Source organism: Bradyrhizobium sp. SZCCHNRI1029 (genome assembly GCF_032487555.1).
Taxonomy (GTDB): Bacteria; Pseudomonadota; Alphaproteobacteria; order Rhizobiales; family Xanthobacteraceae; genus Bradyrhizobium.
In genome coordinates this window covers 138,407-151,647 of the sequence record NZ_JAUEUK010000005.1, presented here as the reverse complement: position 1 = coordinate 151,647, position 13,241 = coordinate 138,407, and the positions used below count along the sequence as shown (strand labels likewise).

Annotated in this window: 10 protein-coding genes; all 10 read right to left on the bottom strand. The window is 61.9% G+C overall.

The window, feature by feature from the left end; translation table 11 throughout:
- Positions 1-237: 237 nt before the first annotated feature.
- Positions 238-5,877 carry a LysM peptidoglycan-binding domain-containing protein gene (locus QW861_RS15795; RefSeq protein WP_315751853.1) on the bottom strand — a complete coding sequence of 1,880 codons (5,640 nt, stop codon included), beginning with the start codon at positions 5,875-5,877 and terminating at the stop codon, positions 238-240.
- Between the two features lie 272 nt (positions 5,878-6,149).
- On the bottom strand, positions 6,150-7,199 hold the full coding sequence (locus tag QW861_RS15790; RefSeq protein WP_315751852.1) for an EscU/YscU/HrcU family type III secretion system export apparatus switch protein: 1,050 nt from the start codon (positions 7,197-7,199) through the stop codon (positions 6,150-6,152).
- Positions 7,196-8,014 carry a type III secretion system export apparatus subunit SctT gene (gene sctT / locus QW861_RS15785; protein ID WP_315751851.1) on the bottom strand — a complete coding sequence of 273 codons (819 nt, stop codon included), beginning with the start codon at positions 8,012-8,014 and terminating at the stop codon, positions 7,196-7,198. Before sctT ends, QW861_RS15790 begins: the two co-directional genes overlap by 4 nt.
- Positions 8,015-8,065: 51 nt before the next feature.
- Complete coding sequence (sctS, locus tag QW861_RS15780) at positions 8,066-8,335, bottom strand: type III secretion system export apparatus subunit SctS (RefSeq protein WP_315715074.1); 270 nt, start codon at positions 8,333-8,335, stop codon at positions 8,066-8,068.
- 24 nt (positions 8,336-8,359) lie between these two features.
- Complete coding sequence (sctR, locus tag QW861_RS15775; RefSeq protein WP_315751850.1) at positions 8,360-9,007, bottom strand: type III secretion system export apparatus subunit SctR; 648 nt, start codon at positions 9,005-9,007, stop codon at positions 8,360-8,362.
- Between the two features lie 9 nt (positions 9,008-9,016).
- The gene (gene sctQ / locus QW861_RS15770) at positions 9,017-10,084 is read right to left on the bottom strand and encodes a type III secretion system cytoplasmic ring protein SctQ (protein ID WP_315751849.1); all 1,068 of its coding nucleotides are present in this window, start codon (positions 10,082-10,084) and stop codon (positions 9,017-9,019) included.
- Entirely contained in the window at positions 10,081-10,533 is a 453-nt protein-coding gene (locus QW861_RS15765; RefSeq protein WP_315751848.1) for a hypothetical protein, read from the bottom strand. Before QW861_RS15765 ends, sctQ begins: the two co-directional genes overlap by 4 nt.
- A 32-nt stretch (positions 10,534-10,565) precedes the next feature.
- Positions 10,566-11,909 (bottom strand): FliI/YscN family ATPase, encoded by a 1,344-nt coding sequence (locus QW861_RS15760; RefSeq protein ID WP_315729338.1) that lies wholly within the window; start codon positions 11,907-11,909, stop codon positions 10,566-10,568.
- Positions 11,909-12,526, bottom strand: coding sequence for a type III secretion system stator protein SctL (sctL, locus tag QW861_RS15755; RefSeq protein WP_315715069.1), 618 nt, complete (start codon positions 12,524-12,526; stop codon positions 11,909-11,911). The genes QW861_RS15760 and sctL overlap by 1 nt, the downstream gene beginning before the upstream one ends.
- A complete protein-coding gene (locus tag QW861_RS15750) occupies positions 12,523-13,185 on the bottom strand; it encodes a SctK family type III secretion system sorting platform protein (protein WP_315751847.1) in 663 nt (220 codons plus the stop codon). The genes sctL and QW861_RS15750 overlap by 4 nt, the downstream gene beginning before the upstream one ends.
- Between the last annotated feature and the right edge of the window lie 56 nt (positions 13,186-13,241).

The following is a 13,241-nucleotide window of genomic DNA, read 5'->3' as shown; positions in this document are numbered from 1 at the left end:
ACCATGCGTTCGCATACAGGCTCAGGAGATGGCGATGGCCTCAGGAGATCGCGGGTCCTTCATATCGTCCAACAACGCACCTTCAGCGTTCGGCGGCTTGGTGCCGAACCCCGACGCGCGAATCATTTCGGAGCGTCGGATTGCGCGCATCGGAGCCGCGGCAAACCAGTGACGAGTGCGGCTTGGCACATGACATCCGGCACGCAGATCTACTGAACCGAATGTCAGAACCGTTCCTTAGGGCCGGAACGATTCGATGTACTTGATCAAACCCTTGGCGCCGAAAGAAAGTCCGGAGGTCCACGCGTCGCGGGGACGGGCCCTCGCCCATTTCTTTGCTGCACCACTCTTCGCAACGGACCCGACCGCTGAACGCGTTGCAGCAAGGCCGACCCCGACAGCGACACCGACATCGGGACCAATGAGCGCCCAGTTCCCCGCGTGAGCGTGTACATCAGCCGCTACCAGATTGCCCGGAACGAGCCCAATCGCGCCGACAAATTGAAGGCCTTTTCCGGATTTGGTTGATGTTTCCCAACTTGACTTGGTGGGAATATTTACAGTTGGAGGAGCCAAGTCCTTCTTGTTTGCAGAGCTGGCCTTATTGTAGCTCATCAATTCTTTCGTCGTGCGCCCCGTTCTCCGCGCCACCTGCACCCATGTCAGCCTGCCCTTCGACGGATCTTGGACGTCACGATTATCGTAGACGCGGTCGACCGAGAGCTTGTCACCGACCCAAGCCCCGGCCCGCGGAAGCTCGTAAGTCTGGGGGATCCAAGTCCGGTTCTCGGACACGATCTTTCTGACTGTTGTGCCATGCTCCTTTGCGAGATCTCTCAGAGATTGTCCCGGCTGGAGATCGACGGCTTGCTTTTGCCCGGGAACGTGCAGATTCTGGCCGCTCATCGACAACAGACGTCGGAGAGGCACACCGGTTTTTTTGGCGATCTGTTCCCATGTCACGGCTGTTGGGTTGCTGGCCGACGAGGCTTGGCCCGGAACGTCAATCCGCAAAGGTGCACGACTGTCCTTGTTTGCCGTGATCAGCTTCTTGATCCCGACACCATGCCTGCGAGCGAAACTCTCCAGTGACTCGCCTGGTTGCAAGCGATCGGTCGTTGCCCCGCGAAGCACGCGGCCACCGCTCGCTGCATCATAAACCCGTCGTGGTGGGATGGACAAACCACGGTGCCCGTTCGCCTCCAACAGCCGCTTCAGGCTGAGTCCCTGATCGGTTGCAAATTCCCCGTAGGTCACGCCATTCGTGACCTGACGAAGCCGCTGAGGAACCAGGATCTCGGCGGGCGCTACATTCTTGGCGTTGGCCTTGGCGATCGATCGCAGCGAGGTGCTGTGGCTGTCGAGAAACTCCTGCGGGCTTTGACCGGCTTGCACGCGTGCGTCATCGACTGCCGGAACGGATGCGCCTGCGGAATCCTTCCGAGCGGGGATCGACCATCCATGCCGATCCAGGTTCAGCGCCACGAGCGTCTTGACATCGACCCCCTCGCGCTTCGCAATCTCGGCCCATGTCGCACCAGAACTGTTGAGAGCGGTAACTGTCGGATTGATGTCTTGAACGCCAGGATTGCTTCGCGTGAGGTCGCGCGGTATGAGGCCAAGCCTTTGGGCAATGCTGACCATCGTATCGCCTGGCAGAACGTCGACTTTCGTCCCGCGCGAGCGCATCAGCGCTTGGGAGCTCACACCATTGCGCAAGGCGAAAGCTGCCTGCCCAAGACCGAGCAAACCGTCCGATATGGCGGCGGCCCTGTCTGTATGCCATCCACTCGCAGCCTTCATGAAATTGATCGAGGCGTTGGTCCCGAAACTCGAGGCGACGACGGCGCGAGCCGCCGCTTCACGAGACGACCCGAGCCACGTCCTAACCCGCGCATGCGCCAGGGGACTGTTGAAAAACGCGCGACCTACTGGATTAAGATCAGCGATGGCCTCGCTCAATGCCGGCGCACCATGCGTGGCCAACACCAGTTCGCCGGCAACGGCTGCCGATGCTGCGGCCGGCGGAGCGGCAGCGACCCATTCTCTCAATCGATTCGCGATGCGCTTGGCGCCGCCTCCCGCCTGAGGTGTCGTCGAGGCGGCCAGAGCCCAATCGGCCGCGTGATCTTGGCTGATTGGCGTATCCTGCAACCCCAAAGCGGTCTGCCGGAACGATGCGAGTGCCGCTGGATCGCCTCCGAAAACCGCCTTGTGGAAGTCGGTCTCCCCCATCCGGTCGCGAATGGCCTCCGCGATCTTTGCCTCCGTCGCATAGGGCGATGTGCCGCGGCGCGGCACGACCTGCGAGGCGAGAAACTCGGTCACACCTTCGTTCAAGTTCGAATGTGGCCGGCTTGAATCAACGACCAAGGTGCTTGCGAGCTTCTTGAACGATTCCGAAGTCAGTGCATGCACCGCCTCGTGCGCGACCACGTCCGGGCTCAATCTGTCGGTCCGCACATAGACGCGATGCCCCCGATCCGATGCGATGCTGAAAGCATCGACGGCCGCCGGATCGTGCTGGCCGCCGGCTTTTTGATATGCACGGGCGAAATCGGCAGGATCCATGGCCTGCTGCCGGATGCCATTCGGCGCTGAGCCGCTCGTCCGACCTTGATAGGCGTCAAACACCTTCCTTCCCGCGTCGAACGCAGCGGGCTGTCCGGCGAGGCCCGCTTCGGTCGCGGTGCGGGATCTGCTCTGCTGATAGTGATGAGAAGCCACACCGGAAACTGTATTGAGTCCGATGGACAGATAGTCTTGCGTGGTCGGCGCCTTGCCTGACAGGAGGCCGGGACCCGCAGTCAGCATGGTGTTCGCGCCCAGCTGGGAGGCTGTCTGATAAAGCGGGTTCGACACGAGGCCATTCGGCCGTGCCGCGCTTGAGGTCCGCACGGCGACCTTGCCGTCGACGAACTTCGTCAGACCGCCAGTCACGCCGGCCATCGCGACATTCTTGAAGTACCCCGAGAATGCGTCCTTCATCTGCGCGTTGGCTTCGTCCTGCGTGAGCCGTCCCTCGGAGAGCTGATACTGGGACTCGACGTAGGTCCCCGCGACGTTGCCGAGGCCCATGACCCCCTGATTGGCGACCATGACCGTTGATCCGGTTGCCAGCTTCGAGACGACCGAGCTTGCAGCCTGGTCGAGGCCGCGCGTAACGAAGGCCTCCGTCGCTCCGCCCGTCAACGCCCCGCCTGCTGCGCCCAGGGACTGCACGCCCGATACGGTCGCATCGACGCCCGCCTGCTTCACTTCATCCCAGCTGCCGCCACCTTGGAAGAAGTTGTTGGTCAGCGCCGCATCGAGGGAGACGTGAGAGCTGCTGTGAATGTCGCCGCCACCGAACACAGTCGCTGCATTCTGGGCCGTGTCGATGGCTTCTGCCGTTCCCGTTCCTACCAAGGTGCCCGCTGCGAGGGCGGCCAAGACAGGCGCGCCGGCTCCGGCCGTGGCCATGGTGACAGCGGTCGCAGCCGCGGCGATCGCGACGTCGCGCACGACTTCCTGTGCACTCGACCAATTGGCGTCGGTCTTGCGCTCGTTCTCGAACATCCGGTCATTCTGGGTGGCCAGATTACCCATGATTTTCAGATACTCGCCGTTGACCTCCTGGGCAGTCATCCCTCCCTGATTTTTCTGCAGGGCCGTGAGCGCCTCTTTCTTGTCCTGCAGATCCGACTCGAGCTCAGACCGGTTGGCACCGAACAGCCCCCCGACCCAATCGCCGCCCTTCTGCAGAAGGCTGCGGTTGCCGAGCGCTTTGTCTTCCCTGTCGATGGCATCCTGCAGCTCATGCAGCCCTTGACCGATATCCACTCGCGCGTTCGCGTCCTTGAGGCTCGCAAGCTGCTCAGCGACCGCGCCATCGCTCAAGGCACCCGGATGCTGCGCAAAGAATGTATTGTACGCATGCGAGAGCGCGCTCTGGTCAGCGGCCGTTTGCGGATCAAGTAGATTTTGCGGCAACGTCAGCCGAAACTGGGAGTCCAGCAGCTGATATTGAGCCAGCTTCTGTTGAAGTTGTGCATATTGAAGCGATTGCTGAGCCGTCGTCAGGGCGCTGCCCGCTTTGGTGAAACCCACAGCCTGTACATTGCCAGCTTGTACCAAATCAGTGTTGGCGGACTGCCGCGCGGTTGCGACCGCCGCCTCGCTCTGTGTGACACGATAATCCTGAACCAGCCTGTTGGTCGTTGCAGCCAGCTCTTTCGTGATCAGGCCGGCCGATGCCGCATCAGTTCTTGCCTGCGCTATCTGCTGCAACACCGGCGAGTTTGAGGGCAAGGGAACATGGCTATAGGTCTGCTCCAGATTAGCCAATGTCGTATTGCGCCGGTCGGCGTAGGCAAGCCCGGTTGCCGACTTGAAGCCCGCCGTCGCAATGTCGGACATTGTCGAGAGCTCGCGCAACTGATGCTGCGCTTGGTTCAGCTTGAGCTCCGTGGCGGCCGTCGGATTCTTGATATAGGCGGCCTGCGCATCCGAGACGGCCTGGTGGCCCTTGATCAGGGCGAGGTCGGTCCCGACTTTGTTCTGATAGGCGCTTGCCTGATCGTAGTCGATCTTCGCCGTGGTAGCGGTCTGCCGGGCTTGCGGGGACAATTTGGCAAGATCGGAGTCCTGCGCTGCCTCAAGATCGGTCTGCGCTGCCGCCGCAAATGCCACTCGGTGCTGAGCCGCGGCCCAGCCTGCATTCTGGTAATCAGCGTTCCCGTTCGCGAGCTTGAGATCGAGCGATGCCTGCTGCGGATCGCTGCCGCGCGTTGCACGTACGGTGTACCCCAATGGATGCAGAGCGTCGTTCACCCGATCCTGGGCATCCTTCGCAACCGTCCCGTATTTCTCGGAATTCGAAGCATAATACTGGAGCTGGGCCTTGCCCTGCGCGACCATGCCGACATCGGCGTTGAGCTTGCTCCGCGCCACGGTGAAGTCGTCATAGGCGCGCAGCTGCGATGGCGTCAAATTCGCCTGGGTCGGATTTTCGTTCTGGTCGATCGTGACACCGGCTTTCTTCAGCGCTGTGGAAGCGCTCTCGAGCTCTTTCTTGTCCGCCGCGGCCTGCTGCCCGTAGACGACGCTTTTCCCTGCCGCAAGGTCGGCGCTCGCGGCATCAAGCTTGCGCTGGTCCGTCGCCAGCTTGTGTTGCTGCGCATCCTGCTGCTGATTCAGCAACGACAGACGGTGCAATGTTCCGGCGCTGATCCCCCGGTCCATCTCGGTGTCCAGACGGCCGAGCTGCGATTTGGTCTGCTCGAGAGCAGCCGTATCGGCGGTGACCTTGGCCTTTCCCGCGGAAACCTGGGCCGAGGCCGCGTCGACGAGCGGGGCAACTTTCCGCGCGACTGGATCTTTCACGGTGACCGGCGGCGGTGCCGGCTTGTAGTTCGCTGCGGCGGCGTCGATGCGTTGTGCAGCACTCAGATTGCTCTTGGCCGAACTCAACACCGCCTGGTCGGCGGTGACTTGCTGCTGAGCGGCCGCAACCTGCTTCTTCAGATCGCTGATATGGGCTTGATGCGCAGCCGCCGCGGCGCCCGCGCCGCGACCGTACCCGATCGGAGCCTTCGTTCCCTGCGCATCATTCAGTTCGGTCTGCAGTTTATGCAGCTTTCCAGCATCACCGTCGAGAGTGGTCTGCGCTTTTGTCTGAACAGATTTTGCCTGCGAAACGGCGTCCGGGACCGGCGCCGCCGGCGCCGGGGCGGGAACTCCCGGACATGTTGCCGCCGCTTTCGGCGGAGCAGGCGGGCCAAGCAACACAGGCGTCGGCTGCAGAACCGGACCTATGAAAGGCCGAAGGGGCTGAAAGAGCGGCGAAGGTGCGGTCGATGATGATCCAACGCTGCGCGCCGAATTGCGATCGAGCATGCCCGACGATGATGCCGCGGACTTCGGCCGCGGAGGTGGCGGGGGTGGGGGTGGGGGCGGAGGAGGAGGCGGACTGGCGACAACCGAGCCACCTGCGTCATCTATCCGCATTCGTGCGTCTCCCCGTTAGCGGCGGCGGCTCTGCTCTGGCAGACGCAGTTCGTCAGCCATGCAGCCCGCTCGGCGATCATGTCCGAGCGACAGTTTAGGGCATCAGCCGGCGGCCGATCCGAAATATATTGTGAAAATACTGTCGGGCAGCACGGCTACACTCAGGATATGCCGCTCGCGCGCAAGGCCGACACCACCGGCTGGAAAAACTCCTCGGTGATGTAATGGTCCTGAGCGATGCGGCGATCGAGTTCCTCTGCGAGGTCTGGATTGCGGAAACGAGGAATGCCAAGCTCAGCCGCAGCTTCGGTGAGATTGTGCGCACGGACGGAACGTCCTTTGCACACGAGCCTTGGGACCTGTGTCTCACCCGGAACATAGCGCAACCCGACCATCACATCGTCGCCCTCAATGACCAGTGTTGCGCTTTCGATTCCTCCCCGCCCTCCCCCGTGCGCCAGCGATTGACGCTGACGGCGTTGTGCGGAGCGCACCTCCGGCAGGCCCTCCTGGTCTCTCCGCTCGCGCTTCGCCTCGCTTCGTGTCATCCGCATCTCGCGCATGAACAGTCCGCGCTGCAAGAGAACGTCGATAAGGCCGCCCACCATCAGCACGACGATTGCCGCGACGACGAGCGGTGCCATCACCGCCCCGATCACCGGCGCGAGGCACGAAAGGCCGCATCCTGGCGTGTGAACCAAGGAGTTGAGCGACATCTCGAGGACGAAAACCGAGATCGTGACGAGCAGGGTCGTCTTGACCAGACTCTTCACCAGCTCGATCAGGCTCTTGAGCGCGAAAATTCGCTTCAAACCCTTTGTGGGATGCAAGCGCTCTGCGCGGGGCTTGATAGGGTCAAGGCTGAAGACGATCCCCTTGGTGACGGCGACGTTGACGACGAGGGACATTAGGACGACGATGGCCGCCCCCCTTGCAAGGTATGGCACGGCGGCTTCGTACATCATCGTTCCGATCGTGCCCGCAGCTTCCCGAAACGGTTGCCCGCCCGCATCGCCCACGAGCATCATGGCTCCCCGTAGCCGCGCGAAAAGCTCCGGCAAGGTCAGCCAGAGATAGAGCAGCATGGACGACAGGCATGCACCGGCGACCATATCGGTGCTGCGAAAGACCTGTCCCTTTTCGCGCGCCTTACGTAACTTCCGCTCGCTCGGAGGCAGCGTCCGCTCCTCAGTGCCGCCATCCTCGCTCATCGCAGGAACTGCCCTAGCTGGTCCAGGATTCCGGTCAACTCTCCAAGCTGAGTACCGAAGTGATCGAGCAGAAAGGCCGCATAGAGCGGCAGAACCAGGAAATAGACCAAGTTGCGCGCCGCCATCGAAAGATCGAACACATTCAACTGCGGTGCGAAACGGGCAATCACCATCAGCGCGAACATCGCAACGAACATGGCCGCCAGCACTGGGAATGCCAGGATCAATGCCAACTGCAGCACGCGGACGAGCATTTCCAGCGCCAATAGGCCGCTCTCCGCGCGTAGCAACGGCGCGAGCTCAATGACCGGCCAGAGCCTGTAGCTGCCATAAAGGGCTTCGACGACGCTATGAAAGCCGTCGGCTGCGACGAACAGAACCACCGCAGCGAGCATAAAAAGCGTGCCAGACGCGGTGGACTCGGTCATGGCGTTGGGATCCTGAAGCTGGGCATCGGGGGCCTGACGTTCGTAGTCGAGCAGGTCGCCCGCGACCTCGGCGGCCCAGAACGGGATCCCAAGCAGCAGACCAAGGAGCCCTCCGATGATCGCTTCCTTGAACCCGACCGCGACCAATCGCAATGTTTGCGTGCCGATCGGAGGAAGCACCTCAACAAGTCCGGTCATGACCGGTAGCGAGATCGCGACCACGAAGGCACCACGAATCAAGCCGGTCAGCCCGAGGCGAACAAACACCGGAAAGGTCATGACGAAGGCGCTGGGACGCGCGATGGCGAGCGCCAACGAAAGAAGATGACGGAAGACGAGATTGGCCCCCGCCTCGATGCTGTCCAACGGCATGAGGTCAAGCCCCATCGCCACTCCGCGTCGCCCATGTCCCTCCGAGCACGATGAAGGGAAGGCCCGTCAACGCGTCAGTGCAGGAAAATCCGCAAGGATCTGATCGGCATATTGGATCAGCGGTGCCGCCAACACTGCGCCGAACACCGCCAGCGTGGCCACGACGGCAATCAGTTTGATCGTCTGCGGCAGCACCTGATCCTGAATCTGGGTTGCGGCCTGAAGAATTGAGACGAAGAGGCCAACAACCATCGCCACACCCAGGGGAGGCATGGCAAATATGAGAACGACCGTCAGACCCCTGACCAGATGATCGACGATTGTCGCTTGGCCCATTGCTTCCCCTCCCCATCTCGCAGGCTATCCGTAACTCAACACCAGGCCATGCATCAGCTTCGACCAGCCCTCGACCATCACGAACAAGAACAACTTGAATGGGACGGAGATCGTCGATGGCGGCACCATCGACATGCCAAGGGACATCAAGACCGCGGACACCACGAGATCAATCGCGATGAAGGGCAGATAGAGCAGGAAGCCGATCTCGAAGGCGCGCTTGAGCTCCGAGCTCATGAAGGAGGGAACGAGGATAACGAGATCTTCGCTCGATAGCTTGGCTCTGCTGCTATCGGGCCACAAGCTGCCAGTGGCCGTGACGAAAAAATCTCGCTCCGCGACCGTCGTGAACCGGCTCAAATGTTCGCGAATTGGCTGGCCTGCCCGCTCAGCAGCATCTTTCCAGTCGGTAAAAGTTTGAAACTCGCTGGGCCGATCATTGACGCGCTCATACACGGCCTGCACCAGCGGCGCGCTGACATAGGCCGTCAGAACCAGCGCAATGGCATAGAGCACGAGGTTTGGAGGCGTCTGCTGCACTCCCAGCGCATTCCGAATCAGGAACAGCACCACGGCGATCTTGACGAACGATGTCATCGTCACGACGGCAAAGGTGACAAGGCCAAGCCCGGCGATGACCGCGAGAACAGCGAACAAATTGAACTGGGTCACGGCTTCAGCTCATTCGTGATTGAACAATCTGTTGATCCGCACGCCGATTGCCTCGCCGATCCTGACGATCTCGCCCTGCCCGATCCGCCGATTCCCCGCGTGAATCTCAATTGCATGTCGCGGATCCCGACCGAGATTGAAGACATAGCCGGGCGCGATCATGCGCAACTCGCCGAGAGGTATCTCGAGCTGGCCGATCTCAAATAGGAGCTTGATCTGGAGGTCGTCCAGGCTCACATCGTCTGCGCCTGTATCGACGCTTTCATGTGCAGTCATGTCCACAGCCGTCCAATGATGATGAAGATCGCCTCTTATCTGGTGCAACGTGTCCACCACTGTCGCGTCGCTTCCCTCGAAGCGACATGAGGTGAGACGACGCTCGCCGAAGACGGCGGCGACGCGTCCATCCGGCATCGCGTGTTCGACGATCACGACGTCTCCCGGCCGTAAGCTCGCAAGCAAGCGGGCGCTGACGCGCGTAGCACCAAGCCGGAAAGCCGCGCAGATCGGAACTCCGGCGGCAGCAGCCGGACCCAATGCTTGAACTTGATTTGCCAAGCGGGATTCGTATGGCTCTGGTAAAGACAGGTAAGCACTGAACGATCGTTCGCCAAACCTGCCGCGACACAGGATTCCAATCGAGTCCGGAACGCTGCCATCGAAGGAAGCATGCGTGAGGATGACGGGGAGGCCGAGCGTCTCCTCGATTGAATCAAGTATGGCGGCGCAGGCGAACTCGATCAGAAGCAGCAGATCGGGCTCGGCAAGCGTAGTTCGAGGCGGACCATCAATCGCCTGCAGCGTTGCATCGATCACCTCGACAGGCAGACTTACGGCGCATGGATCACCGCCGATCGTAAAATGAAGACGACACGCCGGCCGGCTCGAAACGCCCGAGGAGGCGCCCGAGAAGGAAATCCGCAGCGGCAGACCTGCCAACTCGCAGGTGAGTTCAGCCAGCCGCCGACACCAACGACGGGCACGTAGAACATCAGCAATGGATAGCGCGTCCGGATGAAATTCGGTGATCTCACCGTCAGGCGCTCCGCGCCTGCGAGCGGGGAATGGCGCGTTCATGCTTGCCGCCCCGCCGCCCTGCCGTCCGAATTAGCCATCTCCTCTAGCAACGTCTCACGGTCCTCGCGACGGCGACGTGATTGCTGCGATAACTCATCCCACTTGCGACGCCTCCGATGAGCCTTCACGAATTCGAGGCGTAGACCCTGAACTTCGTTACGCGCATGGTCGAGCGTACGGATGCTCGCAAGGCGCTGCTCGGCAAGCGCCATTGCCAGCGACTCGAGGCGCCTGAGTTGCGCGTCAAGTTGGGTGATCTCCCGCGCGGAAATTGGACGCCCTACCATCTGCTGGTAGATCTGACGTTCGCGTGCGCCACGCGCCGCTGCTTGCAACGCAAGCGCATGATTGATCTGCGTCAGTTCTGCAGTCGCTTCGACCTGTGCCTCCACGCCGCGCTGAAGCGCGGAATTCGCCCGCCGCTCCCTCTCTCCGAGAACGATCCGCATCCTGCGTATGCGCGTGAGCAGTGGATCGTACCTCATGACGCGAGCTGCTCGAGTTGATGGATCGTGCGATCCCACGGAACGACCTCGCCGAGGCCCTGCCGCAGAAAGGACTTGATAGCATCCTGCTTGGCGATCGCCTCATCGGCGATCGGATCGGATCCGGCCTTGTACTCCCCAACCTGCAGCAGGAACTCAAGCTCTGCATAGCGAGCTATGAGTTCACGCACCCTCCTGGCTGCAGAGCGATGACGGCTCGTCACGACCTGATCCATGACGCGGCTGAGGCTGGACACGATGTCAATCGCAGGGAAATGCGCCGACTGTGCGAGCTTAGGTGACAACGCGATGTGCCCGTCCAGAATGCTGCGCGTCTCCTCCGCGATCGGATCCGCGGTACCATCCCCCTCAACCAGCACGGTGTAAAATGCAGTGATTGAGCCGGCGACTCCGGGACCGGACCGCTCGAGCAACTCGGGCAATGCCGCAAACACCGACGGCGGAAAGCCCCGGCGCGTCGGCGGCTCGCCCGCGGCCAGTCCGATCTCACGCAATGCCCTCGCAAAGCGAGTGACACTGTCCTGCACTAGGAGCACGCGTGCGTTGCAATCCCGGAAGTACTCCGCGATCGTCACGGCGACATAGGCAGCCGTGACGCGCTCCGTCGGCGGCCGGTCGGAGGTTGCGACAATCACGACTGATCGCGCCCGAGCCGCTCCGGCCAGGCAGCGCTCGACCATTTCTCGAACTTCGCGCCCACGCTCGCCAATCAGTGCGACAACGCAGACGTCGACGTCCGCGTTCTGGACGATCTGGGCGACAAGCGACGATTTGCCCGCGCCGGGTTCGCCATAGATGCCGATCCGCTGCCCCTCGCCGCAGCTGAGCAGACCATCGATCGCCCGGATACCAAGTGACAAAGGGCCGTCAACGAGCCGCCGTGCCAAGGGCGCCGGCGCAGCTCCGCGGACTCGTCGAATCTGGTCGAACTCGGGCCATCCTCGTTCCTGAACGTCGAGAGGGCGCCCGAGCCCGTCGACGACGCGGCCGAGCAGCGCTGGCCCAACCATGATGCCGAGGGCCTGCCTTGTCGAGACGACTTCCGTTCTTGTTGAGAGACCCGCCACGTCTCCGAGAGGCGTCAGCAACGCGACTCCGCCTTCGATGCCCACGATCTCGGCCCGCAGATCAGGCGAGGCATGGGCAGAACGGAGCAAACAGATATCGCCAACACGCGCATCGGGAACGATCGCCCTGATGAGGGTCCCCGACACCTGAATCACGCGCCCGCGGATCGGGCGCAGTTGCGAACGGCCTGCAGCTTCACGCAACTGCGGCAGGATTCGCGCGAGTCGGTGCGTGGCAGAGCCTGCCGGCATCATGGCTCCACGCCCTCGAAACCGGCACGCAGCGCCAAGGCGAGCTGCTCCAGTTGAGCGTCAACGGAAACATCGATCTGCCCGAACTCGCTCCAAAGCATACAGCGCCCCGGCGCAAACTGCGGGTCGGACACGATGGTGAGCTGGTCGGCCCCATCCTCCAGCAGCGTCGCCACTCGTACACGGATGGACTCCATCTCCTGCGGCGCAGTCATCAGCACGAGGGCCGTACCGGAACGGATCTCTTCGAGTGCTCTGGTGATGGCGCGCGCGGCGAGATCGTCCGGCTCAAAACTTCCGAGGATCTCCCTGATGATCTCGACGACGAGCGTGATAAGTTCGTCTTGCAGATCGGCGACGAAATCATCAACCGTGACCTTCGTTTCCGCAATCAGGCGAGCCGCCTCCTCAACTCCCGCGAGACGACCATCCTCAAAGCCTCTCATGCGCTGCTCTTCGAACGCGAGCCGGGCCTGCGCGGCGATCTGCTCGCATTGCCGCCGGGCGTCGGCAAGAGAGGCAGCCGCGGAAAACCAGGTCTCCGCCTCTTCGGCTCGAACCACGGGTCCGAGCGGATGGAACGTGCCGACAGGCTTGTCACTCTCGCGGGCTTTCACGGCACCATCCCATCGGCTAGAACGCGATCAACAATCTCCGGACCAAGCTGCTGGTGTCGCCGCGAGACCGAGGAGCCCAGCGGCGAGTTAATCGGAAATCGAAGAAGGATGCGGCTGCGCAAGGTGGCGGGGAGTCGCCAGATTGCGGCATTGAGACATTGCATCCCATCACCTCGGATGAGGTCCGCAAGCGCAGATGGATTCGGGGGGCGATCGGGTTTGGGCGACAGATCGATATTGGCGAGCGCGACCTTGTGGAGTCGGGAATCGAATTCTCCGAGATGCTCCCGGAGCGTAGTCTTGAGGACCGTGGAACGAATTGCGTGGGCATGCCAAACACCGCCGGCCAGCTCACCGACGCGGCATAGTTGCTCGCAGTCGAGAAACGCAATGCGACTGCGCGTGTCAGCGACGTCGGCTGCCGTGCAGCAATCAAGCTCGTAATGCACAACGATCCGCTCTGAGATATCTCGGTGGAGTCGGTCGCAGGCGAGTATCCGTGCGGCAAGCCCGGGCGAAACGCCCGGTACGCACGCGAGAAATCGTTCAACGTGGATGTAGCGTGCCGGTAATCGACAAAACGTGTCCATATCCATCACCGGCCAATGCCCCACCGGCGCGCCGGGTTCGCAGCCACCGCCGACCTTCGGAGCACGCAAACCAAGGGATGCTCCAGGTTGCACAAGCCTACTCATTTGCCGGCCAAGCCCACTTC

Bases quoted from the DNA above. Each gene is read 5' to 3' on its own strand.
- QW861_RS15795 (WP_315751853.1), bottom strand. From the start codon at position 5,877: ATGCTCGATCGCAATTCGGCGCGCAGCGTTGGATCATCATCGACCGCA.
- QW861_RS15790 (WP_315751852.1), bottom strand. From the start codon at position 7,199: ATGAGCGAGGATGGCGGCACTGAGGAGCGGACGCTGCCTCCGAGCGAG.
- sctT (WP_315751851.1), bottom strand. From the start codon at position 8,014: ATGGGGCTTGACCTCATGCCGTTGGACAGCATCGAGGCGGGGGCCAAT.
- sctS (WP_315715074.1), bottom strand. From the start codon at position 8,335: ATGGGCCAAGCGACAATCGTCGATCATCTGGTCAGGGGTCTGACGGTC.
- sctQ (WP_315751849.1), bottom strand. From the start codon at position 10,084: ATGAACGCGCCATTCCCCGCTCGCAGGCGCGGAGCGCCTGACGGTGAG.
- QW861_RS15765 (WP_315751848.1), bottom strand. From the start codon at position 10,533: ATGCGGATCGTTCTCGGAGAGAGGGAGCGGCGGGCGAATTCCGCGCTT.
- QW861_RS15760 (WP_315729338.1), bottom strand. From the start codon at position 11,909: ATGCCGGCAGGCTCTGCCACGCACCGACTCGCGCGAATCCTGCCGCAG.